Origin of the sequence: Campylobacter sp. CNRCH_2016_0050h, from assembly GCF_025772605.1 — a bacterium.
Classification (GTDB): domain Bacteria; phylum Campylobacterota; class Campylobacteria; order Campylobacterales; family Campylobacteraceae; genus Campylobacter_D; species Campylobacter_D lari_D.
In genome coordinates this window covers 1-26,319 of sequence record NZ_JAKMSK010000009.1, presented here as the reverse complement: position 1 = coordinate 26,319, position 26,319 = coordinate 1, and the positions used below count along the sequence as shown (strand labels likewise).

Annotated in this window: 21 protein-coding genes, 1 tRNA gene and 1 pseudogene; 21 read left to right on the top strand and 2 right to left on the bottom strand. The window is 29.3% G+C overall.

All coding sequences use genetic code 11. From position 1 onward, the window contains the following. The first annotated feature begins 2 nt into the window (after positions 1-2). From metC to feoB, 5 genes are all read left to right on the top strand, one after another. Positions 3-1,172: a cystathionine beta-lyase gene (gene metC, locus L8X28_RS05595; protein WP_263665765.1), complete on the top strand. Its 1,170-nt coding sequence runs from the start codon at positions 3-5 to the stop codon at positions 1,170-1,172. Between the two features lie 3 nt (positions 1,173-1,175). Next, complete coding sequence (gene purB / locus L8X28_RS05590; protein ID WP_220566812.1) at positions 1,176-2,540, top strand: adenylosuccinate lyase; 1,365 nt, start codon at positions 1,176-1,178, stop codon at positions 2,538-2,540. Between the two features lie 6 nt (positions 2,541-2,546). Further along, positions 2,547-3,887, top strand: a complete 1,341-nt coding sequence (locus L8X28_RS05585; protein ID WP_263665764.1) for an MmgE/PrpD family protein — start codon at positions 2,547-2,549, stop codon at positions 3,885-3,887. A gap of 93 nt (positions 3,888-3,980) precedes the next feature. Beyond that, positions 3,981-4,208: a FeoA family protein gene (locus L8X28_RS05580; RefSeq protein ID WP_039617512.1), complete on the top strand. Its 228-nt coding sequence runs from the start codon at positions 3,981-3,983 to the stop codon at positions 4,206-4,208. Next, complete coding sequence (gene feoB / locus L8X28_RS05575; RefSeq protein WP_263665763.1) at positions 4,208-6,232, top strand: ferrous iron transport protein B; 2,025 nt, start codon at positions 4,208-4,210, stop codon at positions 6,230-6,232. Before L8X28_RS05580 ends, feoB begins: the two co-directional genes overlap by 1 nt. 15 nt (positions 6,233-6,247) lie before the next feature. On the opposite strand, the gene tenA is transcribed toward feoB, so the two are convergent. Next, positions 6,248-6,913 (bottom strand): thiaminase II, encoded by a 666-nt coding sequence (tenA, locus tag L8X28_RS05570; RefSeq protein ID WP_263665762.1) that lies wholly within the window; start codon positions 6,911-6,913, stop codon positions 6,248-6,250. Between the two features lie 145 nt (positions 6,914-7,058). Between tenA and acpP the strand changes: the two genes are divergently transcribed. The 4 genes from acpP to L8X28_RS05550 all read left to right on the top strand — a co-directional run bounded on the left by acpP (position 7,059) and on the right by L8X28_RS05550 (position 9,614). Beyond that, positions 7,059-7,292, top strand: a complete 234-nt coding sequence (acpP, locus tag L8X28_RS05565) for an acyl carrier protein (protein ID WP_039617517.1) — start codon at positions 7,059-7,061, stop codon at positions 7,290-7,292. A gap of 26 nt (positions 7,293-7,318) precedes the next feature. Continuing rightward, the gene (locus L8X28_RS05560; protein WP_263665761.1) at positions 7,319-8,533 is read left to right on the top strand and encodes a beta-ketoacyl-ACP synthase II; all 1,215 of its coding nucleotides are present in this window, start codon (positions 7,319-7,321) and stop codon (positions 8,531-8,533) included. Between the two features lies 1 nt (position 8,534). Beyond that, positions 8,535-9,470 carry an acetyl-CoA carboxylase carboxyltransferase subunit alpha gene (locus tag L8X28_RS05555; protein ID WP_173787871.1) on the top strand — a complete coding sequence of 312 codons (936 nt, stop codon included), beginning with the start codon at positions 8,535-8,537 and terminating at the stop codon, positions 9,468-9,470. A 68-nt stretch (positions 9,471-9,538) separates the two neighbouring features. Next, positions 9,539-9,614: transfer RNA gene (locus L8X28_RS05550), tRNA-Phe, on the top strand. A gap of 3 nt (positions 9,615-9,617) precedes the next feature. Here L8X28_RS05550 and L8X28_RS05545 read toward each other — a convergent pair. Beyond that, positions 9,618-10,415 (bottom strand): ferritin-like domain-containing protein, encoded by a 798-nt coding sequence (locus L8X28_RS05545; RefSeq protein WP_263665760.1) that lies wholly within the window; start codon positions 10,413-10,415, stop codon positions 9,618-9,620. A gap of 81 nt (positions 10,416-10,496) precedes the next feature. On the opposite strand from L8X28_RS05545, the gene L8X28_RS05540 reads away from it, so the two are divergent. From L8X28_RS05540 to L8X28_RS05485, 12 genes and pseudogenes are all read left to right on the top strand, one after another. Then, a complete protein-coding gene (locus L8X28_RS05540) occupies positions 10,497-11,273 on the top strand; it encodes an ABC transporter permease (RefSeq protein WP_263665759.1) in 777 nt (258 codons plus the stop codon). After that, positions 11,270-11,941: an ABC transporter ATP-binding protein gene (locus tag L8X28_RS05535; RefSeq protein ID WP_263665758.1), complete on the top strand. Its 672-nt coding sequence runs from the start codon at positions 11,270-11,272 to the stop codon at positions 11,939-11,941. The genes L8X28_RS05540 and L8X28_RS05535 overlap by 4 nt, the downstream gene beginning before the upstream one ends. After that, complete coding sequence (locus tag L8X28_RS05530; RefSeq protein ID WP_263665757.1) at positions 11,931-13,046, top strand: capsule biosynthesis protein; 1,116 nt, start codon at positions 11,931-11,933, stop codon at positions 13,044-13,046. Before L8X28_RS05535 ends, L8X28_RS05530 begins: the two co-directional genes overlap by 11 nt. Further along, the gene (locus L8X28_RS05525) at positions 13,046-14,689 is read left to right on the top strand and encodes a polysaccharide biosynthesis/export family protein (protein ID WP_263665756.1); all 1,644 of its coding nucleotides are present in this window, start codon (positions 13,046-13,048) and stop codon (positions 14,687-14,689) included. Before L8X28_RS05530 ends, L8X28_RS05525 begins: the two co-directional genes overlap by 1 nt. 8 nt (positions 14,690-14,697) lie before the next feature. Next, complete coding sequence (locus L8X28_RS05520; protein ID WP_412175528.1) at positions 14,698-15,654, top strand: KpsF/GutQ family sugar-phosphate isomerase; 957 nt, start codon at positions 14,698-14,700, stop codon at positions 15,652-15,654. 46 nt (positions 15,655-15,700) lie between these two features. Continuing rightward, positions 15,701-16,846, top strand: coding sequence for a non-hydrolyzing UDP-N-acetylglucosamine 2-epimerase (gene wecB / locus L8X28_RS05515; RefSeq protein ID WP_263665755.1), 1,146 nt, complete (start codon positions 15,701-15,703; stop codon positions 16,844-16,846). After that, positions 16,842-18,089 (top strand): UDP-N-acetyl-D-mannosamine dehydrogenase, encoded by a 1,248-nt coding sequence (gene wecC / locus L8X28_RS05510; RefSeq protein WP_263665802.1) that lies wholly within the window; start codon positions 16,842-16,844, stop codon positions 18,087-18,089. Before wecB ends, wecC begins: the two co-directional genes overlap by 5 nt. Then, positions 18,089-18,730, top strand: a complete 642-nt coding sequence (locus L8X28_RS05505; RefSeq protein WP_263665754.1) for a class I SAM-dependent methyltransferase — start codon at positions 18,089-18,091, stop codon at positions 18,728-18,730. The genes wecC and L8X28_RS05505 overlap by 1 nt, the downstream gene beginning before the upstream one ends. 5 nt (positions 18,731-18,735) lie before the next feature. Next, on the top strand, positions 18,736-21,783 hold the full coding sequence (locus L8X28_RS05500) for a glycosyltransferase (RefSeq protein WP_263665753.1): 3,048 nt from the start codon (positions 18,736-18,738) through the stop codon (positions 21,781-21,783). Between the two features lie 8 nt (positions 21,784-21,791). Next, positions 21,792-23,792 carry a heparinase II/III family protein gene (locus L8X28_RS05495; protein WP_263665752.1) on the top strand — a complete coding sequence of 667 codons (2,001 nt, stop codon included), beginning with the start codon at positions 21,792-21,794 and terminating at the stop codon, positions 23,790-23,792. 25 nt (positions 23,793-23,817) lie between these two features. Further along, entirely contained in the window at positions 23,818-25,563 is a 1,746-nt protein-coding gene (locus tag L8X28_RS05490; RefSeq protein ID WP_263665751.1) for a discoidin domain-containing protein, read from the top strand. A 3-nt stretch (positions 25,564-25,566) separates the two neighbouring features. Beyond that, positions 25,567-26,319 (top strand): annotated as a pseudogene (locus tag L8X28_RS05485) (hypothetical protein); the annotation flags it as partial.

The window sequence follows — 26,319 nt, the reverse complement described above, 5'->3', positions numbered from 1 at the left end:
AAATGAATAATAAAACTAAATTAATCCACCTAGGAAGAGGCGATCAAAACGCTGAAGCAAGATCAGTTAATCCAACCTTAATGCGTGCATCAACCATACTTTTTAAAGATCATGCTACTTGGCAAAAATACCGCGAGCTAAGAAAAAATGAGCGTGTTTTAAGTTATGGTGCTAGAGGAACAGCTACAAATTTTGAACTTGAAAAACTTATTTGTGAGCTTGAGGGTGGTTATAGAGCACAACTTTTCCCAACAGGGCTTGCAGCATTAGCTATGGTGCTTTTAAATTATGCTAGTAAAGATGCTCATTTTTTAATCACTGATGCTATTTATGGACCTGTTAGAACAATTTGTGATTTATTTTTAACTAAAATGGGCGTAGAAATTGACTTTCTAAAAGCTGATGCTTCTGATGTAGAGGAAAAAATCAAACCAAATACAAAATTAATCCTTTGTGAAAGTCCAGGTTCTATACTTTATGAAATCATAGACTTACCAAAACTTTGCGAAATTGCGCACAAACATAACATACCAGTAGCGATTGATAATACTTATTCAAGTGGGTATTTTTTAAACCCGCTTGAGCTTGGAGTGGATATTTCAGTAATTGCAGCGACTAAGTACTTAAGTGGGCATTCAGATGTTACTATGGGTATAGTGGTAATTAATGAAAAAGAATGGAAAAATTTTGACAAATTGCCAGAAGCTTTAGGATTTACTACAAGTCCTGATGATGCTTATTTAGTGCTTCGTGGTATGAGAACTTTAGATGTAAGAATGAGGGCTCATGAAAAAAGTGCAGATGAGGTAGTAGAGTTTTTACAAAGTAGAAAAGAAGTTAAAACAATTTTTTATCCAAAATTAAAAACTCATCCAAACCATGAAGTTTTTATGCGTGATCATAAAGGCACTAATGGTATGGTAACAATTGAATTTGCAGATGGTATTTCTAAAGAACAAGCCGTTAAATTTGTAGATAATTTAGAGTATTTTTCAATCGGTGCAAGTTGGGGTGGATATGAGAGTTTAGCTACTGTTACTACTCCGCCAAGAACGGCAACAGATTGGAGCACTAGAGGTCCTTTTGTAAGATTTCATATAGGTCTTGAAGATAGTAAGGATTTGATTGCTGATTTAAAACAAGCATTTGAAAAAATAAATTTTAAAGGATAAAACATGGGTGTGAGTGTATTTGATATGAGGTTGCTTCAAGATTCTTGGAGCACCCCTGCAATGAGAGCTATTTTTAGTGAAGAAAATAGAATTCAAAAATGGCTTGATGTAGAAGCTGCTTTGGCAAAAGCTCAAGCAAAACTTGGCATTATCCCTAATGAGGCAGCTACAGAAATAGCTAAAAAAGCGCATTATAAATTTATGGATATGGATTTTATTTTTGCTGAGTTTAAAAAGACTAAACACCCTTTAGTGCCTACTGTTAGAGGTTTGGAAAAAGCTTGTGAAAATGGTCTTGGCGAATATGTGCATTTTGGTGTAACAACACAAGATATCATTGACACAGGCATAGTTTTACAATTTAAAGAAGCTATGGCTTTAATCAAACAAGATTTAAAAGATATAGCTAAAAATTTAGCAAAAATCGCAAAAGAGCATAAGAACACTGCAATGATGGGAAGAACCTTAGCTTTACAAGCTTTACCTATAACTTTTGGACACAAAGTTGCAATTTGGCTAAGTGAGCTTAATCGTCACTATGAAAGAATTATCGAACTTGAAAAAAGATTATATGTAGGATTAATCGTAGGTGCAGTGGGAACTAAAGCAAGCTTAAGTGACAAGGCTAATGAAGTAGAAAAACTTACTTTAGAAAGCTTAGGTTTAGAAGTTCCTGACATCTCATGGCAACCAGCAAGAGATCGTTTTATTGAGCTTGGTTATGTTTTAGGTAATATCAACGCAACCTTTAACAAAATCGCACATCAACTTTTAATCTTAGCTCATAATGAAATCGATGAAATTGCTGAGCCTTTTGGAAAAGGTCAAGTAGGAAGTTCTACTATGCCTCATAAAAGAAATCCCGCAGTAAGTGAAAACGCAGTGACTGTAAGTAATGCCCTAAGAGCTAATATTGCAATTTTAAGTGATATAGAAAGACATGAGCATGAAAGAGATGGTCAAGTTTGGAAAATGGAATGGAAGCTTTTACCAGAAGCATTTTTAATGCTTTCAGTGGTATTAGCAAACATGAAATTTGTCTTTGATGATTTAGAAGTTAAAAAAGACAAAATGTTAAAAAATCTTGATACGCTTAATGGCTTTGTATTGGCAGAACGCGTGATGTTTGCTTTGAGTGATCATTATGGTAAGCAACATGCACATGAAATTGTTTATGAAAATGCTATGAGAGGTATAGAAAATCATAAAACTTTTAAAGTTGTTTTGCTTGAAGATGAGCGTGTAAGTAAGGTTTTAAGTGAAAAAGACATTGATGTTTTAATGGATGCTACAACTTATGTAGGTTATGCACCAAAATTAGTTGATGAGTTCTTAGAAAAAATCGCTAATGCACCAATTCTAAAGTAGGAAAAAATGTATTTAAGTGAAAAACTAGCCGAATTTATCGTAAATTTAGACTATGAAGCTATTCCTAGTGAAGTAAAACAAAGAACAAAAGAGCTTATGCTTGATGCACTAGGAACAGCCCTAGCTGCTAAAAATGAAGCTTGTGTTTTAAATGCAACTAAGGCTTTTGAAGCTTTAAGCGTAAATCCTAGTGAAAAAATTTGGAGTGGGGATAAAAAGCTTGATGTAATTTATGCTGCGATGGTAAATGCTATTGCAGCGCATGCCCTTGATTTTGATGATACTCATACTGAAGCTATTTTGCACGCTAGTGCTATTTTAACCCCGCTTTGTTTAACTTATGGATTTAGTGTAAGTAAAGATGGAAAGAAAGTTTTAAAAGCCTTTATTGTTGGTTGGGAAATTGCTGCTAGAGTGGGTATAGCAAGTAAAGGAAGTTTCCACAAATGTGGCTTTCATACTACAGCTATAGCAGGAATTTTTGGTAGTGTGGCTGCAAGTTGTGTTTTGCTTGATTTAAACAAAGAACAAATCATCAATGCACTAGGTTTAGCAGGAAGTTTTGCAAGCGGGGTAAATGAATTTTTATCTAATGGATCTAATTCTAAAGTTTTACACATAGCTAATGCTTTGAAAAATGGAATTTTAGTAGCAAATTGCGCAAAAGCTAATATGAGTGGTCCTTTGAGTATATTTGAAGGAAGGGATAATGTCTTTAGAACTTTTGGCTTAGAAGATGAATGTGATAAAAATGAACTTTGTAAGGGTTTGAATGAAATTTGGCAAGTAATGCAAGTTTCGTTAAAACCTTATCCAAGTTGTCATTTTGCACACGGGCTTATTGATTGTGCTATGAGTTTAAGAAATGATGGCTTAAAAGCACAAGATATCAAAAGTTTGCATTGCTTTGTAGATGAGGTGCCAATTTCATTTATTTGTGATCCAATAGAAGCAAAATACACTCCACAAAGTGCTTATGCGGCCAAATTTTCCATGCCTTTTTTAATGGCCTTGGCATTTTTTGATGGCAAAATTACTTTAAAATCTTATGAAAATTTAAATAGAGCTGAACTAATAGAATTTGCTAAAAAAATTAGCTATGAGAAGAAAAAATCTAGCGGTTTCCCTAAATACTTTCCAGGACATTTAGAAGCTGTTTTAAATGATGGAAGAGTAATTAAAAAAGATGTGTTTATAAATAAAGGAAATTTTGATAATCCTTTAAGTTTTGATGAATTAAAAGATAAATTTCTTTCTAATGCTAGCATAGCACTTTCTTTAGAAAAGGCTGAGGAATTAGTCAAAAAGCTTCAAAATTTAGAAAATCTAAATGATTTTGATTTCTAGCAATCTCATTTTTTTGAGATTGCTTATTATTTTAAAAAAGAAATAATTTAATTTTTTATATAATGTTTTATCTTAGTTTTTGTAAGGAAAAACATGACTTTAGATACATTAAAAGATAATGAAGAAGCTCTTATAGTAGGCTTTGAAGCAGATAAACAACTCCAAGCAAGACTTTTTAGTTTTGGTTTTGCAAAAAACAAAAAAGTTAAAAAAATTCGCTCTTCTATTGCAAATTCTACTATTATGGTAGAACTTGATACAACTTGCGTGATTTTACGCTCAAGTGAAGCAAAAATAATACAAATTTCAAAAGAGTTTTAATGAAAGAAATCATCGTTGCTTTAGTAGGTCAGCCAAATGTTGGTAAAAGTTTATTAATTAACGCACTATGCAAAGCTAATATGAAAGTTGGAAATTTTAGCGGTGTTACGGTTGAAAAGGCTGAGGCTAGATTAATTTATAAAAATTATGAGTTTAAATTTATAGATTTACCAGGAACTTATGCATTAGATGGTTATAGCGAAGAAGAAAAAATTACAAAAGATTTTTTAAAAAAGGGTAATTTTGATCTTGTAGTAAATGTGCTTGATTCTACAAATTTAGAGCGTAATTTGATTTTAAGCGCATCTTTAATAGAAGCTAAAATCAAAATGATTATGGCTTTAAATATGCAAGATGAAGCTAAAAATGAAGGTTTTAGTATAGATTTTAAAATTTTATCTCAACTTCTAAATACACCTTGTCTTGGCGTGTGCGCTAAAACTAAAGAAAATCTAAATGCACTTTTGGATTTAATCATTTCAACCCATGAAGCTAAATTTGAAGCCAAAGAGCGTGTTTATAGTGATATCATAGAAGAAGAACTTGCAAAAATAAGTGAATTTTTAAATCAAAATGAAATTACTTATTTAGATTTTTCTACAAAAGATTTGGCGCTTGCTTTACTTAAAAATGAAGCCAATATAGTCATTTCACACGCTTTGAGAAAAATACTTGATGAAGCTTTAGAAAAAATTTATATGGCATATCATAGCAAAGATATGGAAAGTATTTTTAAAGAAGAACTGATTGCTTTTGCAAATGGTATATGTGTTAAAGTTTTAAGTAAGGGTGTTAAGTATAAAAATCATACTAAAGAAATAGACTCTATTTTAATCAATAAATTTTTAGGAATTCCTATATTTTTGTTTTTTATGTGGGCTTTATTTCAACTAACCTTTACTTTAGGTCAAATCCCTATGGATTATATAGAAATGTTTTTTGCTAATTTAGGTGATATGGTAAAAAATAATATTAGCAATGAATTTATCGCTTCAGCCTTAGCTGATGGTGTTTTAGGTGGGGTTGGTGCGGTTATAACTTTTTTACCAAATATTATGATTTTATTTTTTGGTATAGCCTTGCTTGAAACAACTGGATATATGGCTAGGGTTGCATTTTTATTAGATGGAATTTTATACAAATTTGGCTTACATGGTAAAAGTTTTATCCCTTTAATCACGGGTTTTGGCTGTTCAGTACCTGCATTTATGGCTACAAGAACTTTAAAAAATAAAAAAGATAGACTATTAACTCTTTTTATTATTAATTTTATGAGTTGTGGCGCAAGACTTCCTGTATATGTGCTTTTTGTTGGAGTGTTTTTTCCTGCTGATGTGGCGGGAAATTATCTTTTTGGGATTTATCTTTTGGGTGCGTTTTTGGGTTTGATTGCAGCTAAGATTTTAAGAATGAGCGCTTTTAGAGGACAAGATGAACCTTTTGTAATGGAAATGCCAAAATATAGAATGCCAAATTGGAATTTGGTATGGTTTATGGTGTTTAACAAAGCCAAAATGTATTTAAAAAAAGCAGGAACATTTATTTTGATAGCTTCTTTGCTTATTTGGTTTGCGAGTAATTTTCCTGCACAAGAAAATAATACTCAAGATGCTTTAACTCAAGAGCTTCAGATAGAAAATAGTTATCTTGGACAATTTGGCAAAGCAATAGAGCCTATTTTTGCACCACTTGGCTTTGATTGGAAACTTAGTGTATCTTTGGTAAGTGGTTTAGCGGCTAAAGAAGTGATGATTTCTACTATGGGCGTGCTTTATTCTTTAGGCGATGAAGTTGATGAGACAAGTTTAAATTTACAAGAGGCTATAAAAGAAAACATCCCTTTTAGCACAGCAGTAGCTTTTATACTTTTTGTTATGATTTATAATCCTTGCTTTGCAGCAACTATAGTTTTTGCTAAAGAAGCAGGAAATAAAAAGTATGTATGGTATCTTTTTATATTTACATCTTTATGTGCGTATTTGATCGCTTTTGTAGGGATTAATATTACTAAATTGATAATTTAATCATCTTTATGATGATTAAATTTCCATTTTTTGCTCTAAAGAGTGTTGCCAAAAGGCCGTTTCAAGTCTTATAGTAGTATAAAAAATTTCGTTTAATTTTTTAAATTTTTCTTCACTAATGCTATTTGCATAAGAATTAAAAAAGTCTTTAAATTCTTTAATTTCATCTTGAAATTCTTTACCTGCATAGGTTAAAATCCACTCTTTGTAAGGATGATTTTCTAAGCTTTTTTCATTAAGTCCTTTATAAATTTCTTCCCCTATATATGCATAACCTATAGCACAAGCACTCAAAGCACACAGCATATCCAAATAATCTCCATTTTGTCCCACACTTAGTAAGTATCTTGTATAAGCAATATTAGTTAAACTTTCATCTTTATAGTCAAGTTTTTCTACATCAATGCCTAGTTTTAAAATACTTCTGTGAAGTTCCAATTCTCCTTCTAAAGTGTAGTTTTGATTTTTAATGGCAAATTGAATTTCTTTAGCGTTATTTGCATTTAAAGCAAGCAAAGCATAGCATTTTGCATAATTATTTAAAAAAATATAATCTTGTTTAAGATAAAACAAAAATGTATCTTTTTCTAAAGTACCATTTTGAAGTTTTTTTACAAATTCATGATAGATGTATTGCTCCCAAGTTTTTTTATTTTCTTTTATAAGTTTATCCAAAAGCATAAATTTCCTTTGCTAAAATTTAAGCTTTTATTTAAACACAGATAATTAAATTTTTCGTAATAATCTTTAATTTTTAACTTTTTAAACAAGAAATTTATTTTTTTATTGTAAAATGCGTTTTAATTTTTTAAACTAGGAGATAAAAATGGCAATTTTTGATGATGTAAAAAAAGTAGTTGTTGAGCAACTTAGTGTTGATGAAGATGCAGTTAAAATGGAATCTAAAATCATTGAAGATTTAGGTGCTGACTCTTTGGATGTTGTTGAATTAGTTATGGCTTTAGAAGAAAAATTTGATGTGGAAATTCCAGACAGTGATGCTGAAAAACTAGTAAAAATTGAAGATGTTGTTAATTATATAGAAAATCTTCAAAAATAATTTTAATTTTTAATAAGGAGTGCGGTTTGAAACGCGTTGTAGTAACAGGTATAGGAATGATCAATGCTCTTGGCTTAGACAAAGATAGCTCATTTAAAGCAATTTGTGATGGCAAAAGTGGCGTTGATAAAATCACTCTTTTTGATACCACTGATTTTCCAGTGCAAATTGCTGCTGAAGTAAAAAATTTTGATCCTTTAAGTGTCTGTGATGCTAAAGAGGTTAAAAAAATAGATCGTTTTATACAACTTGGTATTAAAGCAGCAAAAGAAGCTATGGAAGATGCTAAATTTGATGAAACTTTAAATAAAGAAGAATTTGGTGTAGTTTCAGCAGCTGGTATAGGTGGTTTACCAAATATAGAAAAAAATTCCGTTACTTGCGCACAGCGTGGACCACGTAAAATTACTCCTTTTTTCATACCATCTGCTTTAGTTAATATGCTTGGTGGGATTATTTCAATCGAGCATGGATTACAAGGACCAAATATCTCATGCGTAACTGCTTGTGCAGCAGGAACTCATGCTATAGGCGAAGCTTATAAAAGCATAGCTTTAGACAATGCAGATAAAATGCTTGTAGTAGGTGCTGAAGCAGCCATTTGTGCTGTGGGTATAGGTGGCTTTGCTGCTATGAAAGCTCTTTCTACTAGAAATGATGATCCAGCTAAGGCTTCAAGACCATTTGATAAAGAAAGAGATGGTTTTGTAATGGGTGAAGGTGCTGGTGCTTTAGTGTTTGAAGAGTATGAGGCTGCTAAAAAGCGTGGAGCTAAAATTTATGCTGAGTTGGTAGGTTTTGGCGAAAGTGCGGACTCACATCATATCACTTCACCTACTTTAGAAGGGCCATTGCGTGCTATGAAAAAAGCCTTAAAAATGGCAGGAAATCCAAAAGTAGATTATATTAATGCGCACGGAACTTCTACTCCAGTAAATGATAAAAATGAAACAGCAGCTATTAAAGAGCTTTTCAAAGATCAAATTCCTTTAGTTAGTTCTACAAAAGGTCAAACAGGCCATTGTTTGGGTGCTGCTGGTGCTATTGAAGCTGTTATTTCTTTAATGGCACTTGATCAAGGTGTATTACCACCAACTATCAATCAAATTGTAGCAGATGAAAATTGTGATCTTGACTATATACCAAATACTGCAAGAAAAAGCGAAGTTAATGTTGTAATGAGTAATTCTTTTGGTTTTGGTGGAACAAATGGTTGTGTGATCTTCAAAAAAGTAGATTAATATGGCTTCTTATTTAGATTTTGAAAAAAATATTCAGCAAATTGATGAGGATTTAGCAAATGCTAAAATCAAAGGCGATGATGAAGCAGTAAAAATTTTAGAAAAAAATCTTGAAAAAGAAACTCAAAAAGTTTATAAAAATTTAAGCGATTACCAACGCTTACAGCTTGCAAGACATCCTGATCGTCCTTATGCGCTTGATTATATTCAAGCTATACTAAGTGACGCTTATGAAATTCATGGCGATCGTGCTTTTAGAGATGATCCTGCTATTGTGTGTTATGCAGGTTATATAGGTGGGAAAAAAATTATTGTTATAGGTGAACAAAAAGGTAGAGGTACTAAAGATAAGCTTCATAGAAATTTTGGTATGCCTCATCCTGAAGGTTATAGAAAAGCTCTAAGAGTGGCAAAAATGGCTGAAAAATTTGACATACCGGTATTGTTTTTAGTGGATACTCCAGGTGCTTACCCAGGAGTGGGTGCTGAAGAGCGTGGTCAAAGTGAGGCTATAGCTAGAAATTTATATGAGTTAAGCGCCCTTAAAACAATCACTATAGCAGTAGTTATAGGCGAAGGTGGAAGTGGTGGTGCTTTGGCTATAGGAGTAGCTGATAAACTTGCTATGATGAAAAATTCAGTTTTTTCTGTGATTTCACCTGAGGGTTGTGCTGCTATTTTATGGAATGATCCATCAAAAAGTGAAGCTGCAACTAAAGCCATGAAAGTAACTGCTGATGATTTAAAAACTCAAGGTTTAATAGATGATGTTATCGAAGAGCCAATGAGTGGAGCTCATAGAGATAAAGAAAACGCGATTAAAAATTTAAGTGATTATGTCTTAAAAGCTATAGAAGAGTTAGAACAATACGATAAACGTGAATTAGCTGCATTAAGAATGCAAAAAATCTTTAAATTTGGAGCTTTTGCTGAATGATTTGCATTTTTATGCAAATTTCAACTTTTTTTAAAAAAACTATTGTATAATTACAACTTCAATTCAGTGGTTGGATAGCTCAGTCGGTAGAGCAGCAGACTGAAAATCTGCGTGTCGGCAGTTCGATTCTGCCTCTAACCACCATCTTCATTTTCTATTATAAAAATCATCTAATTTTTGAAGTTCATTTTCACTAAATCCTGCTTGTATTCTAGCTGTTTTGTTATATACTTTTCCTAAAAGATTAAATTCTTTATATTTGGCGCAAAGATCAAGGTAATCATCATTTTCATTTTTTGCATAATTCCACCAAAAATCTCCTTTATTTACATGTTTAATCTCATCATTTAATATAATGGTAAAAATTTCACCAAATAAACTTTTTATAGGATGATTAGTTGTGTTTAATTTTTCTAAGACAAAAGGATTGGCATCAAGTCCTTTTGCTTCAAGTCCTCTATGTACTATGCCCATTCTGTGAGCAAGATTATCTTTGGTTAAAAATAAGGCTTTTTCAAGATTATCATGGGCATAGAAATCTCCATATTTAAAACCAAGTTCATTTAAAGTTTTTTCTAAAAGTAAAAAATGCTTAATTTCCTCATCAGTTACCTCAAGCCAATCTTGATAAAATTTCAATGGCAAATTTTTAAATCTATAACTAGCATCTAAAGCCAAATTTATAGCACTATATTCTATATGTGCAACTGAATGTAATATTTTAGCTAAAGATGAAGTACTATTTGCCTCTTTTGGACGCCTTATTTTCATAGGATGAAGGATTTTAACTTGTGAGTTTTCACAAATGATTGTGTCGTGAGAATGATTAAAATCATACAAATTAGATTTAAAATTTTCATAAAATTCATTAAATAATTCAATCTTTTTAAAAATATCTTTGTGATATAAAATTTTTTCTAATTCCTCAAAAAAATTTCTTTTCATTTTTAAACCTTGTTAAATATTATATAAGATAAAAAAGTATAATATAAAAATTTTGAAAATTTAAAAAGGTTTGCTAAAAATATGTTTAATGTCATACATGCTCTTTTTTTTAGAGAGTTAAAGACAAGATTTGGTATTAATAAATATTTGGGCTATTTTTGGGTGATTGGAGAGCCTATGATGGTGGTTTTGGTAATCACTTCCATTATAACAGCTATTAGAGAATTTCATCATCAAATCATGCCCGAAGGTGTTTCTATCTTTTTGTTTTTAGCAGTAGGAATTATACCTTTTTTTATGTTTAGAAGCATTATTAATCAGCTTTTAAATGGCATAGGTGCAAATTTAGCTCTTTTTGCTTATAAACCTATTCGTCCCATACATGTTTTTATTGCAAGAGCATTGCTTGAGTTTTGTATTTATTTTACTATTTTTATTTGTGTAATGTTTTTAGCAGGTTGGTTTTTACATATGCAAGTTATACCTAAGCATTTTTTAGAAGTGATGTTTTCATTCTTTTTGCTTGTAGTATTTGGTTTTGCTATGGGAATGTGTTTTGCTATAGCAGGACATTTTGCAGAGCCTTTAAAAATGGCTTTAAATTATTTAAATGCTATTTTATATTGGACGACTTTGGTAGTATTTCCTATATGGATAGTTCCAAAACCTATTTTAGACATTTTATATTACAATCCACTTTTACATATTATGGAACTTTTAAAATATAATTTTTTTCAAAATTATCCATTACTTGATGATTATAATTACTATTATCCTATTGCATGTTTAAGTGTGATTTTGTTTTTGGGATTATTTTTTTATTATTTTACTAGAGAAAAGTTGATAGCGGTACGATGATAAAATTAGTTAATTTAACAAAATCTTTTCCTTTACGCAATGGTGGAAGGCATTATGTTTTTAAAAACTTAAGTTTTGAATTTCCTGAAAATTGCAGTATAGGTTTAATGGGACGCAATGGTGCTGGAAAATCTACTTTAATGAAACTTTTAAGTGGCTCCTTGCTTCCTGATAGAGGTAAGATTATCACTAATAAAAAATTATCTTGGCCTCTAGGTTTGGCAGGCGCATTTCAACACAGACTTTCAGCAAGAGATAATGCACGCTTTGTGGCTAGAGTATATGGTTACAAGGGAAAGGCTTTAGAAAAAAAGATTAAATTTGTGGAAGATTTTGCTGAGCTTGGAAAATTTTTCGATGAGCCTATGAATACTTATTCAGCAGGTATGAGTGCTAGAATATCTTTTGGCTTAAGTATGGCTTTTGATTTTGATTATTATTTAATTGACGAGGCAGGTGCTGTGGGAGATCCTAAATTTAGAGAAAAAAGTTCTAAAATCTATAAAGAAAAATTAAGTAGGTCAAAAGTTATCATGGTTTCGCATAATGTAGCTGAAATTAAACAATGGTGTGATAAAATTATATTCATGCAAGATGGACAAGCTACTATATATGATGATGTAGATGAGGGTATAGCGGTGTATCAAGGAAAAATAAATGCAAAATGAGTTATTAAAAAAACTTAAAAATTTAGAAATATTTAATTCTTTTAAAATAGTATTGATTTTGACAGCATTTGTTGTATTTTATTATATTTTTATAGCAGCAAATCGCTATGTGAGCGAAAGTGTTTTAAGTGTGAAATCAACCACAGGGGATAGCGGAGCTATTACTGGAATTGCCGTATTTTTGACTAATAATTCTTTTTCAAGCGAGGATATTAATTATTTAAAATCTTATATTCATTCTTTAGATATGTTAAATATCTTAGAAGAAAAAGTTCAAATTCGTGAGTTATATCAAAAACAAAAACTTGATTTTTTTTATAGTGTTTCCTCATCAGCTAATCAGGAAGAGTTTTTAAAGTATTATCAAAACCGTGTTAAAATTACTCAAGAAAACTCAGCTAATGGGCTTTTGCGTGTAGAAGTTGAAGGTTTTGACCCAAAAAGTGCACATTTGATAGCTTCAACTATAGTTAAAGAAAGTGAAAAATTTATCAATGAAATTTCACATAAAGCCGCAAGAGATCAAATGCGATTTGCTGAAGAAGAGCTTTTGCAATTTAAAAAAAGATATCAAAAGGCTAAAGATGAGCTTTTGGCTTTTCAAAATAAATATGGAGTATTTGATCCGCTCAAACAAGCAGAAAGTACTCTAAAACTCATAGCTGAACTTGAATCAAAAATAGCAGCCAAAGAAGCTGAGCTTTTAATGATGCAAAGTTATATAAATGATAATGCACCACAAATTGTTACTATAAAAAGTGAAATCACAGCTTTAAAAAAACAACTTCAAAAAGAAAAATCCAAAGTTTCATCCCCAAAATCCTCTCAAAAACTCAACGATCTTGCAGCTAAATTTCAAGATCTAACCATAGAAGCAGGTTTTGCAGAAAGTGCTTATACAGCTGCATTAAAAGCTTATGAGAGTGCTAGGATAGAAGCTTTAAGAAAGATAAAGCAGGTGGTTATAGTGCAAAGTCCAAGTTTACCTCAAAGTGCTAAATACCCAGAAGCTTTGTATAATATACTCACAGCTTTTATGATTTTATCTTTGATTTATGGAATTGTTAAATTTATTAAAATGATTATAGAGGAGCATAGATACTAATGAGAAAGATATTTTTACTTTTACTTTTACCTTTGTTTTTATTTTCAGCGGTAGATGTTTCTCAAATTGCAAAAACACAAGCAGATAGTATAAAGCAAATTCAAGATAAAGAATTTTTACAAAGTGATTTAAATAAAACAGTAATTATAAATGCTAAAGTTTTTGGTGCGCATTTGTTTAATGGAAACTTTACTAAATTTACTCAACATGTTTATAATCCTGATTATAAACTAGCAGTAGGCGATAGGATTAATGTAAAAATTTGGGGTGCAGTAGAGTTTATACAAACCTTAACAGTAGATTCTCAAGGAAATATTTTCATACCAAAAGTAGGTGCTATTAATCTTTTGGGTGTGAAAAATAGTGCTTTGGTGCAAGTTATTACAAAAGCTATTAATAAAATTTATAAAAGCAATGTCTATGTATATGCAGATATGGATATTTATCAAAATGTATCAGTTTTTGTTACAGGAAATGTGAATCAACCAGGCCTTTATCAAGGATTAAGTTCAGATTCTATTATACAGTATTTAGATAAAGCAAGTGGAATTAATTTAGAATATGGTAGTTTTAGAGATATTCAAATTTTAAGAGATAATAAAGTTATTAAAAAAGTAGACTTGTATGATTTTTTACTTAAGGGTCAGCTTGATCTTTTTCCTTTTAGAATGGGTGATGTGATTTTAGTGAGTAGTGTGCAAAAGTATGTTTTTGTTGAAGGAGATGTGCAAAAGCCTTTTAGATTTGAGTTAAGTAATGATATTTTAAATTTAGAAGATATAGCCAAAGTCGCAGGAGCTAAACCTATAGTAACTAATGCTGTGGTAAAAAGCTATAGAGATGATCATAAATTACATGTGGATGCTTACAGCAAAAAGCAGTTTTTAGGTGTGAAATTATACAATGGCGATGAGATAGAATTTAGACCTGATTATACTGCGCAAAATATTAGTATTAGTATAGAAGGTGAGCATAGTGGTTTGCACTCGGTGGTGATAAAAAAAGGCACAACTTTAGCTGAACTTGCTAAAATGATTATAGTTAATGATCAATCAAACATTAATGCTTTGCAAGTTTTTAGAAAAAGTGTAGCAGCTACCCAAAAACAACTTATCGAAGCTCAACTTAAAGAACTTGAAACATTAGCTCTAACAAGTTCTTCGGTTAATGCTGAGCAAGCTAGCATTAGAGCTACTCAAGCTAAAACAATTTTAGAATTTATTGCGCGTGCAAAACAAGCTCAACCAAAAGGACAAATCGTTATAGACAATGTCAAAGCGTATAATTCTATAGTATTAGAAGAAGGTGATGTGATAAATGTACCTAGTAAAAATAATCTTGTTTTGGTTCAAGGTGAAGTTTCTATACCAGGTGCATTTGTATATATGGATAAAGAAAAATTAAGATATTATATTAACCTAGCGGGTGGTTTTAGCGATAGGGCTGATATATCAAGAGTTTTGGTAATCAATGCTAATGGTAAAGCAACTAAATACAGCAGTAGAAGTTCAGTAGATATCAAAGCGGGAGATTCTATTTTAGTTTTACCAAAAGTAGATAGTCAAAATCTCCAAATTTTTAGCATGCTAACACAAATTTTATATCAAATAGCTATTGCAACTAATGTAGTGTTAAATATATAGGAATTCAGATGAACCAAATAGATGCGATTAAAATAGCCAAAGAAGTTTTTGAGATAGAATCAAAAACGATTTTAGATTTATGTGATAACTTAGATGAAGATTTTAATAAAGCGGTTGAGTTGATTTTATCTATCAAAGGTAGATGTGTAATAAGTGGTATGGGTAAATCAGGCCATATAGGGGCTAAGATAGCTGCAACCTTAGCTAGCACAGGTACCCCGAGCTTTTTTATGCATCCGGGTGAAGCTTTGCATGGAGATCTTGGTATGCTTACAAGCGAGGATGTACTTTTGGCTATTTCAAATTCAGGAGAAACTGAAGAGGTTTTAAAACTCATACCAGCGATTAAAAAAAGAAAAATTCCTTTAATTGTCATGACGGGAAATCAAAACTCTACCCTAGCTAAACAAGTAGATATTTTTATAAATATAGCAGTAAAAAAAGAAGCTTGCCCGCTTCAGCTTGCTCCAACTTCTTCTACTACGGCCACTTTAGCTATGGGTGATGCTATAGCAGTAGCTTTGATGAGAGCAAGGAATTTTAGACCTGATGATTTTGCTTTATTTCACCCAGGGGGAAGCTTGGGTAGAAAGCTTTTAACTAGGGTGGGTGATTTGATGGTGTCAAATAATCTACCTATAGTAAATCCTGAGAGTGAATTTAATGAATTAGTTGATGTGATGACTAGTGGTAAGTTAGGACTTTGTATAGTACTTGAAAATGAAAAGCTAGTTGGAATCATCACAGATGGGGACTTAAGAAGAGCTTTAAGGGCAAACGGTAAGCCAAGATTTGATTTTAAAGCTAAAGAAATCATGAGTGAAAAACCTAAAACTATAGAAGCAAGTGCTATGGCAAGTGAAGCAGAAGAGCTTATGTTAAAACATAAAATAAAAGAAATAGTTGTCACTCAAGATGAAAAAATAGTAGGTATTATACAACTTTATGCGATAGGTAATGTGTGAAACTTTGTGATATATTAAAAAAATATAAAAAAAGGATTTGGCTTAAATGAGAAAGGTTTTAGTTGTTTTTGGAACAAGACCAGAGGCTATAAAAATGGCTCCATTAGTTAAAATAATGGAAAATAGAAATGATGTAGATTTTAAAATTTGTGTAACTGCACAACATAGACAAATGTTGGATCAAATTCTAGATGTTTTTAATATTAAGCCAGATTATGATTTAAATATCATGAGTGAAAATCAAGATCTGTATGATGTTACTTTTAAAATTCTTTGTGGTATGAAAAATGTATTGAATGATTTCAAACCAGATGTTGTTTTAGTGCATGGAGATACTACTACTGCAAGTGCTACAGCATTGGCAGCTTTTTATCAAAAAATAAAAGTAGCACACATTGAAGCAGGGTTAAGGACTTATAATCTTTACAATCCTTGGCCAGAAGAAGCAAATAGACAAATTGTTGGTATTTTATCAGGTATTCACTTTGCTCCAACAACTAAAAGTGCTGAAAATCTTATAAAAGAAGGAAAAGATAAAAAGAATATTTTCGTAACTGGTAATACAGTTATTGATGCATTGTTTTATATGATAGAAAAAATAAAAAATGATACAGCATTTGAGACAAAAATTTTATCTTCTATTGAAAATAAATATAAAATAAATAACAGCAGAAAATTTATTTTAGTTACAGGACATCGTAGAGAAAATTTTGGTGAAGGTTTTTTACAAATTTGTGAGGCATTAAAAACTATAGCAATTAATAATCCAAATATTGACATAGTCTATCCTGTTCATTTAAATCCTAATGTACAAAAGCCAGTAAAAGCACTTCTTGTAAATATTTCTAATATTTATCTAGTAAATCCTCTTAAATATGAAGAGTTTGTGTATCTTATGTCAAATTGCTATTTTATTATTACGGATTCTGGCGGTGTGCAGGAAGAAGCTCCTAGTCTTGGAAAACCTATATTAGTAATGCGTGAAACAACGGAAAGACCAGAGGCTATAGAAGCTGGAACAGTGAAGTTGGTGGGTACTTGTAAAAACGGTATCATTAAAGCAGCTCAAGAGTTGATTGATGATGAAGATGAATATAAAAAAATGAGTAAAGCAAGTAACCCTTATGGTAGTGGTAACGCTTGTGAGAAAATTATAGAGGTATTAATAAAAAAAGGAGATTGTTGTGATTAATAATTTTAACAAAGTCTGTGTAATAGGTCTTGGATATATAGGGCTTCCTACAGCTGCTGTTTTTGCTAGTAGAAAAGTTAAAGTTTTAGGTGTAGATATAAATCAACAAGTAGTAGATACTATAAATCAAGGAAAAATTCATATTATAGAGCCTGAATTAGATATTTTGGTGCATGCTGTTGTGAGAGATGGTTATCTTAAAGCAGCAACATTGCCAGATGAAGCAGATGCTTTTATCATTGCAGTACCAACTCCTTTTAAAGGGGAAGATCATGAGCCCAATTTGGATTACATTAAGGCAGCATCAAAATCAGTAGCAAAAGTCCTAAAGAAGGGAAATTTAGTGATTTTAGAGTCAACATCCCCAGTTGGAGCAACGGAACAAATGGCCAAATGGCTCGCAGATGAAAGGCCTGATTTGACTTTTCCTCATCAAATCGGTGAAGAATCTGATATTAAAATAGCTCATTGTCCAGAAAGAGTTTTACCTGGACAAGTTATAAGAGAACTTGTTGAAAATGATAGAATTATAGGAGGTATGACACAGCAATGCACAGAACAAGCAATAAATCTATATAAAATTTTTGTTCAAGGCGAATGCATTAAAACAAATGCTAGGACAGCAGAAATGGCAAAACTTACAGAAAATTCTTTTAGAGATGTGAATATAGCTTTTGCTAATGAATTATCTATTTTATGTGACAAATTAGATATAAATGTATGGGAGCTTATAAAACTTGCCAACCGTCATCCTAGAGTAAATATCTTACAACCTGGTTGTGGAGTTGGTGGACATTGTATCGCAGTAGATCCGTGGTTTATAGTACATCAAAATCCAAATGAAGCTAAAATGATAAAAACAGCTAGGGAGGTTAATAGCGATAAGCCAAATTTTGTCATACAAAAAATCAAAGAAAAGGTAAAAAATTTATCACAGCCCAAAATTGCTTGTTTGGGTTTAGCATTTAAACCAGATATTGATGATTTAAGAGAATCTCCAGCTTTGGATATAGTTATTAAACTTGCAAATGATGATGCTAATCAAATATTAGTTGTAGAGCCAAACATAAAACAACTTCCGCTAAAATTACAAGATAAAGTAAATATAAAATTAGTTTCTTTAGAAGAGGCATTAAATGAAGCAGATGTTGTTGCAATATTAGTGAAGCATAGAGAATTTATGCAAGTCCAAAATGATATTTCTTATGGGAAAAATATTTTAAATTTTTGTGGTAATTTATAATGAAAAATAATCTTATCGATTTTTGGAATCAAAGGCATGGAAAATTAGGTCTGTATTCAGGAGGAGATAAAGGAATAAGTAATTACGAAAATTTTGAATTTTATATTCATAGATTATCAATGATTTTAAAATTGATTAATAAATATTATATTGGAAAAAAATCATTAGAAGTTTTAGATGCAGGGTGTGGAAAGGGTTTTTTTTCCAATGGACTTTTTTCTTCAGGACATATTGTAAGTGGAATAGATAGTAGTGTGAATGCAATTAGTTTTTGTAAAGAAAATTATCCGGAAATTTTTTTTAAACAAGATGATCTTGATAATTTTGTTCTAAATAAGGCTTTTGATGTGGTTGTATGCATAGATGTAATGTTTCATATAGTCGAAGATAATTTATGGGAAAAATCTGTAAAAAATTTAGCATATCACGCTAAAAATAATTCTATAATTATTATTTCTGATTATATAGATGCGGTTGATAGTGAAAAAACAATTGGTGAAAAAATTAAATATATAAAATACCGCAATAAAAAAAGATATAGTAAAGTATTAGAACCTTTTGGGTTTTTTTTAAAAAATGTGGTTCCGTATAATATCTTATCAAATAAAAATAGTTTTATGGTTTTTCATAGAAAAGGTTGATTATTATGAGAATTGTTGATATTTTAAATTACTTTAAAGATAGTGGTTTTAATAAAGTAGTTAATTTGATTGAAGATAACAATATTGAGATATATTGTAAAATTTCAGAGGAGTTTGTTCTACCTTATAGTAGTAATTTACAAGATGTAGAAGATAAAACAATAGTATTGGTTGATATTGCTAATATGATTAATTTTAAAGAAATATTCAATTTAGATTTAGCTACAGTCTGTTTTTGTACCAAGGAAGAGATAATTACATATACAAATTTAGCCAATTTATTTAGTAGGTGCAAATTAAAAATTATTAATATCCAAGATACCAATCTTAACTTGGTAGCAATTTTAGCATTAAAAAATACTGATATCTATTATAATGATGAAAAATTAATACTTAATCAAAGATGTGAAATTTTATCTAAAGAGCTAGAAGACTATAAAGGTTCTAGATTGAAATATAAACGATTGTACGAAACTTCTTCTAAAGAATTGGATAGTTATAAAATAACATATGAAGAGCAAATAAGATCTAATGAAATTTTATCTAAAGAATTGGATAGTTATAAAATAACATATGAAGAGCAAATAAGATCTAATGAAATTTTATCTAAAGAGCTAGAAGACTATAAAGGTTCTAGGCTAAAATATAAGCGATTATATGAAAAATGCCTTAAAGAGCTAGAAGACTATAAAGGTTCTAGGCTAAAATATAAGCGTATAGCTAGTTTTTATGAATTTAAATATAATCAATTAAAACAACAAAAAATAATTAAGATGGCTTTGAAAATAAAAAAAATGTTTAGTTTTTTTAACAAAAATCAAACTAATAAACAAAAGCTTTTAGAATCTAAAACGATAGATTTATATAAAACAGTTTATGCTAACAAAAAGTTAAGTGATTTTGTTAAAAAAAATCAAGATAAGCCTATTATCTTGTTATATGGAGATATAAATCTTAATGTTGTTGATGGTTCTTCGGTGTGGTTATCTTCTATTTTTAATTTAGCTATTTTAGATGCACATGTAATTATTTTTTCTAAGGTTAATATACAAAATAATTTGATTATTTCCAATTTTATGCCTAATATACAAAATAATTATTTGATTTTAGAGCCAAAAGATTTAAATATAAGAGAAGAATTATCAGTATCTGAAATATCTCAAATATTAAATTATATAGATTATGTTACACCAAATATTCAACTTTTGATAACCAGAGGTATAGCAGTTACACACGAACTTACCAAAAATAATAATTTTAAATACAGATTGGTTCCATACTTAACTGATTTTTATATATTAAATAAAAATGGTATACAGTTAAAAGAGTTAGCAGGAGATCTTCTAAAAAATATTAATCGTCATGTTAATTTTTGGTTATGGCAAACCCAAGAAATGAAAGAATTTGTAGAGCAAAAAACAAATATTAAATTTAATAAGAGTTTTTATTTTCCACCAGTTGTTTTTGATAAAAATACAAATGTAAAACAAAAATATATAAAAAAATCAGATGAAATTATTATAGGTTATGGTGGAAAAATTCAACCTGAATGGGGTGTTTTAGAATTAATTTTAAAAGTTAAAGAGTTAAACGATAAGGGTAAAAAAATAAAATTATTGATCATATCTAGTAAAATTAGCGCAAGAAGTGATTTTGACGATTATCCTGAATTTATTGAAAAAATTAAGAAATGCTTAGTTTATAATTTTGTTGAGTATTATCCAAATTTAAATCGTAATCAAACATTAGAAAAATTATCTTCTGTAGATTATCTTTACGGCTTTAGACCAAAATATTTTGAACAGAGCACTCTTGAAATTTCAACAAAAATTTTAGAATCATTAGTTTTGGAAAAACCTATAATTTGCTATCCTAATATAATCAATAAGAAGCTTTTTGGTAAGCAATATCCATATTTTATTAATGAAATTGATGAGTTAGAGAGTGTTATAGAAAATAAAAACCAAGTTGAAATTGACTACAAAGCGTTGGTTTTTCCATATTTATTTGACAATCGCAAGAATTTTTTTGAAGATAAACTTAGTGATGTAAAAAATAAAAAAATTACAATTGCAAGCCATGACTATAAATTTATAGATCATTTTTATTCTTATTTAAAGTCTATAGGTTTTATGGTGGATAAGGATCTATGGGAATGGGGGGATAATAAATATTTAGATAGAAGTAAATATTGTGTACATAATTCAGATGTGATTTTTTGCGAATGGGGTTTATCTAATGCTGTCTGGTATTCAAAAAATATCTCAAAAAACAATAAACTTATAGTTCGCATCCATGCACAGGAAGTGAGACAAAAGGCTGTGAAATTTGGTCACCAGCTAAACATAGAAAATGTTGATAAAATTATTTTTGTATCAGAGAGGATTAGAAAGTTAGCATCAGATATTTTTGGTTGGCAAGAAAATACAACATGTGTTATTCCAAATTATGTATTAATGGATGACTTTATATGTAATGACTTGCATAAAAAAATTGGTTTAAATTTTGGTATGGTGGGTATTACACCGCAGAGCAAACGTTTAGATAGAGCTTTAGATTTGTTAGAAAATATATTAAAAATATATCCAGAGGCTAAATTATATATTAAAGGTATGAGACCTGAGCAATATGAGTGGATGCACGCTCCAGGTAGGGTTTGTGAGCTTGAATATTACTATAAACAATATGATCGAATCGAAAAAAATATTGCGTTGAAAAATGCAGTGGTATTTGATGAGTATGGTAATAATATGCCCGAATGGTATCAAAAAATAGATTTTATTCTATCTCCTAGTGATCATGAGTCATTTCATTATGCATTGGCCGATGGTGTTATATCTGGATGTATTCCTATACTGTGGAATTGGGAAGAAGCAGAAAAAATATATACAAAAGAATGGATTATTAAAGATGTTCAGAGTGCTTTAGATTATATAAAATTTGTTTTAAATTATAACAGCAGAGAGTCGTTAAGAAAAAAAAATATAGATATTGTAAAAAATAGATATAATAATGTAAAAATATATCAAGAATTGAAGGAAAAAGTTTTATAGGAAAATTTATGAAAAACTCGTTTTTAGAATCTTTTTTTCCGGAATTATATCAAGAAATTGAATTTGATGTCTTAAATGCAGAATATACAAAAGTGAAACAAGGATATTTAAAAGGTCATAGTGGTAATAAAATTTCAGATTTTTTGGTCACATCTGAAAAAGATTGGGACAAGACTTTTTTTATGAAATCATCGGAAGCGTGGCATTTTCATACATTATCTAGATCTTTAATTTTACCATTGCATAATAAAATTATAACAAAAGAATCTCGAGAAATAGTTCTTTGGCATATAAAAAATTGGTGGGAATGGGACAATAAAACCATCAATAAACATGAACAAGTGTGGTCAGGACACACTGTAGCTTTAAGATTAGATTTTTTATTGCTTTGTTATTGTTTAATAGATAAACAGCAAGTACCATTTTGGCTTATTGCAAGTATAGAAAAACATATGGAATATCTATTAAATGATGAAAATTATGATGGAAACTGGAACCATGGATTAGATCAAAATATTATTTTGTTAAAGACTGAATTTGTTTTTAAAAAATGGAATATTCAGGATAAAATCATATATAGAATAATGGATAATTTTAACCACGCTTTTGACGAAGAAGGTGTCACTAACGAACAAGCTATAATGTATCATCATTACAATATGTCTAGATTTTCATATGTTTTAAATTTATTTAATTTTATAAATGTGTGCCAAAGTTTAAATTTAGAAGAGATGATAAAAAAGGCAAGTGTCTTTTTGAAGTATTCCTTAACTCCTAGTGGAAAATATATTCCACTAGGAGATACTCCTTATATTGCTCCAAATTTTAAAATAATGAATGATGATTTAAAATGGTATTGTGAGCAAATCTTAGCAGATAAATCATATCCTTTGACACAAATTTATAAGAGAGGATATGTTTTTGGAAGAAGTTCTTGGGAAAATAATGCATCTCAGTATTCTATTAGATTTGGTCCAGCTAGAATTATTCATGGTCATAATGATCATATGAGTTTAACTTATTTTTTTAACAATAAAATGGTTTTAGTAGATGGCGGTTTTGGAGGATATCAGAAAACTCCTTATAGAACCTTTTTGCAAAGTCCTTTATCGCATAATGTTGTTTTCATAGAGAAAGCTAGAAAATTTTTATGGAATAGTGAAACTTATTTAATGATAAATTTATCTTATAAAGATAAAAGTTATTATGTATTTCAAGATAAACCTTATGAAAATGTAAGTCGTTTTAGAGCAATTTATATTGATATTAAAAAAGATATTTTTTTTGTCGTTGATAAAATAATTTCCATTAAGAGTGAAATATTTATTCAAAATTGGAATTTTTCTAGCGATTGTATTTTTAGTATTGAAAAAGATTATATAAAAATAGTAGATGGAAATAACACTTATAAAATGTATTATCATATTACATTAGATGACGAAATAGAAATTTCTGAGTTAAAATTTTATAAAGATAAAAATGGACTAAATATTCTCGGTGGAATTGCTGGAGAAAATAATGAAAAATATATTCCTATAAAAAATCTTAGAACACGTAAAACTGGAAAAAATGTATTTTTTTCTAATATATTTTCTTTAACAAGAAATGCTTCTATGATAGATGAAAATGATTTTAGTTTAATGTGCTATGAACAACAGTATATATGCGTAATCAAGTCTACATTGGATTTGCTTTGCTCTACTGTTGCTAAAAAGTTAAGTATTGTTTTAGAGAATAAAGAGCATTGCAAAATTAAACATGACATTCCTTTGTTGATAAAATCTCAATATTTATTGATAAAAATAAATCCTATTGATAAAAATAATGAATTTTGTTCATATTACTATATCACTTCTATTAAAGGAGTTAAATTGCGTTTTGATAGGTATTATTTAGTCGAAAATAATAGTGATGAAAAAATAATATTTATGCTTCCTGCTTTGTCTTCAGGAAGTATTGAGATAGAATTGATTGAAATGAATAAAAATACTTTAGAGGGAGTAAATTAAAGTTATGTTTTGGAAAGAAGATGATTTGATAGATATTGCCATAGGAAAAATAGCAACACAAAGTTCTGTATGTAAAATGTCTAGAGAAAATGATGCTTGTAGGGCAGTTAATCCTTGTGTATATAATCAAAAAATACCTTATAGTAGTTGTACTGCTTGCGAATTTAATCCATGGTGGATGATAGATTTAGAATCAGAACATAAAATAGAGACTATTATTGTTTATAATAGTTCAATAGATCCAGAAGCAATAAAAACATTAGAAGTTTATGTTTCTAATGATAAGGAGCATTGGCAATATATTGAAAAAGATTTATTTGTGTGGAATAATTTAAATTCTATAGAGATTAGTTTATCTCAAAGAATATCTGCAAGATACGTAAAATTTTCACTTCAAGGGAAAAATTCTTTAAAGTTAAAAAAAGTTCAAATTTTTATAAGAAAGTATAAAGGTATTATAATTCCTACCCGACAAGATGGTTTTGGTGCTAGAATGATAGCTGTTTTAAATGCTATGTATTTAGCTGAAAAAACAGGATTTAAATTTGGATTGTGGTGGTTACCTAGAAGTAAAAAAGATAAATATGATGTTTTTGTTGAAAAAGAAGAGAATATTTTTAATTTTAATTTTCTGAAAAAATACTCTTATACAAATAGGAAGATAGATTTTATAGAGCCAATTAATGTTATAGATATAAAAAATATTTCCGAAGGTTGTTTTGGAGAAATGCTGGGATATTGGAAGGCAGATATAATAAATCATGAGTGTATTGGTGTCCATGATTATTTTGAAAGATGTAAAAAATTATGGAGAGAAATTTGTTTTACAGAAAAATATAGAAAAATTATTCAGTATTTTAAAACAAATGATTTTGATAAATATGTGGGAATTCATATTCGCAATGGAGATAATATCATGAGATATGATTATAGAAAAGTAATATTTCATGATATGTTATTTGATAGATTTTTTCCCTTGGAGTTGGTTGAAAAGCTAGTTTTTGAATTATATCAAAGTGGCAAAAAGATAGTTTTAATTGGTCCAGATGAAGAGGTTATTGCCAAATTAAAAAATTCTATTAATATTTTATATGGTAATGATTTTATAGTTTTATCTAGTGATTTCCAGGGTATTAAAATAGAAGGTGAAATGGAAAAAATATTTTTTGATTTGTGTTTATTATCAAATTTGAAATCTGTATTTTGTTCTAAATCATCATTATATATGAAACTAGCTTGTTTAATAGGAGATTGTAAAATTAAAAGATTTACTGATTTGTTTTCAATAGAAGAGCAGCTAGACATAATTTTTAATTCAAAAATGCAGATTAATAATCTACATAGAGCAGCTTCTTTTGCATATATATACTTTACAATTAAAGATAATTATAATTTTTCTTATGAAATAAAAAATGAAATTTTAAATAAGGCCTTTGAAAACGATCCAGAAAATTATATATATATTATAGAACAGACAAAACTTGCATTAATTTATGGTAATATGGATATTGCTGAGCAAAAAATATCTTTTTATATGAAACAAGATTATAACATTGTAATGGAGACTATATTTAGTAAATTACCTTGTGAGACACAATCTGGATACAATAGGCAACCATTAGCTCAAATAATTTTTTTTAATTTATTACAAGATTTAAATATTGAAAATATAACATATTCCTTAGGTCATATTTTATTTAAATTTTATGAGTACTTTAATAATTTTGAAAAAATGAAAGAGTATGATAAATTTAAGATTTACAAGGATTAGCCAATGAAAATTGCAATTCATTTTTATGGCCATCTTAGAACTTATAAAAAAACCTATGAATATTTTGTAAAAAATATTTTACATCCGAATTATACTTTTGCCAGCAATATTGATATTTTTTTTCATACTTGGGATGAATTGAATACAACTGATGGTATGGGTCCTTCTAGAAGATTATTTAATGCAAAATTAAATCATGTTAGTGTTACAAAAGAAGATATAAAAGAACTATTGTCTTTGTATAAGCCTAAAAGATACATTATAGAAAAAAAAGATGTTTTTTATGGAAGAGATGCTTCTATAAAAAGAGTTTATAAATTAAGAAAAGAATATGAAAAAGAAAAATGTTTTACATATGATTATTATATTTTTTTAAGATTTGATTTGTTGTTTGCCACACCTTTTTTGTTAGAAGAATTTATTAGTGTGTATTCAGGTGGAGAGATGTTAAAAATGACATCAGGATTACCAGAAAATTTTGTATTTATTGGATCAAATATATTTAGAAGATGCAAAGTTGCTGATTTTAGGTTTTTTCAAGAGACAGATCTTTTTTGGATTTCAAATTATGGAGATGATTGGGATATATGGGTTGATAATAATTTTAACTTTGATGTTCGTTTTCCAGTTGTGCCTATAGCTATTGATTATAAATTAAATACGGATTTTTATATTTGGAGGGATATTTATGATTTAAAAAAAGATATAGATCCTTTAATTGAAGTTAGAAAATCTATATTAAAACATAATGAAATT

What these genes read in the sequence shown, in the direction of transcription:
- metC (WP_263665765.1), top strand. Translation starts at nt 3, where the DNA reads ATGAATAATAAAACTAAATTAATCCACCTAGGAAGAGGCGATCAAAAC.
- purB (WP_220566812.1), top strand. Translation starts at nt 1,176, where the DNA reads ATGGGTGTGAGTGTATTTGATATGAGGTTGCTTCAAGATTCTTGGAGC.
- L8X28_RS05585 (WP_263665764.1), top strand. Translation starts at nt 2,547, where the DNA reads ATGTATTTAAGTGAAAAACTAGCCGAATTTATCGTAAATTTAGACTAT.
- L8X28_RS05580 (WP_039617512.1), top strand. Translation starts at nt 3,981, where the DNA reads ATGACTTTAGATACATTAAAAGATAATGAAGAAGCTCTTATAGTAGGC.
- feoB (WP_263665763.1), top strand. Translation starts at nt 4,208, where the DNA reads ATGAAAGAAATCATCGTTGCTTTAGTAGGTCAGCCAAATGTTGGTAAA.
- tenA (WP_263665762.1), bottom strand. Translation starts at nt 6,913, where the DNA reads ATGCTTTTGGATAAACTTATAAAAGAAAATAAAAAAACTTGGGAGCAA.
- acpP (WP_039617517.1), top strand. Translation starts at nt 7,059, where the DNA reads ATGGCAATTTTTGATGATGTAAAAAAAGTAGTTGTTGAGCAACTTAGT.
- L8X28_RS05555 (WP_173787871.1), top strand. Translation starts at nt 8,535, where the DNA reads ATGGCTTCTTATTTAGATTTTGAAAAAAATATTCAGCAAATTGATGAG.
- L8X28_RS05545 (WP_263665760.1), bottom strand. Translation starts at nt 10,415, where the DNA reads ATGAAAAGAAATTTTTTTGAGGAATTAGAAAAAATTTTATATCACAAA.
- L8X28_RS05540 (WP_263665759.1), top strand. Translation starts at nt 10,497, where the DNA reads ATGTTTAATGTCATACATGCTCTTTTTTTTAGAGAGTTAAAGACAAGA.
- L8X28_RS05535 (WP_263665758.1), top strand. Translation starts at nt 11,270, where the DNA reads ATGATAAAATTAGTTAATTTAACAAAATCTTTTCCTTTACGCAATGGT.
- L8X28_RS05530 (WP_263665757.1), top strand. Translation starts at nt 11,931, where the DNA reads ATGCAAAATGAGTTATTAAAAAAACTTAAAAATTTAGAAATATTTAAT.
- L8X28_RS05525 (WP_263665756.1), top strand. Translation starts at nt 13,046, where the DNA reads ATGAGAAAGATATTTTTACTTTTACTTTTACCTTTGTTTTTATTTTCA.
- L8X28_RS05520 (WP_412175528.1), top strand. Translation starts at nt 14,698, where the DNA reads ATGAACCAAATAGATGCGATTAAAATAGCCAAAGAAGTTTTTGAGATA.
- wecB (WP_263665755.1), top strand. Translation starts at nt 15,701, where the DNA reads ATGAGAAAGGTTTTAGTTGTTTTTGGAACAAGACCAGAGGCTATAAAA.
- L8X28_RS05505 (WP_263665754.1), top strand. Translation starts at nt 18,089, where the DNA reads ATGAAAAATAATCTTATCGATTTTTGGAATCAAAGGCATGGAAAATTA.
- L8X28_RS05500 (WP_263665753.1), top strand. Translation starts at nt 18,736, where the DNA reads ATGAGAATTGTTGATATTTTAAATTACTTTAAAGATAGTGGTTTTAAT.
- L8X28_RS05495 (WP_263665752.1), top strand. Translation starts at nt 21,792, where the DNA reads ATGAAAAACTCGTTTTTAGAATCTTTTTTTCCGGAATTATATCAAGAA.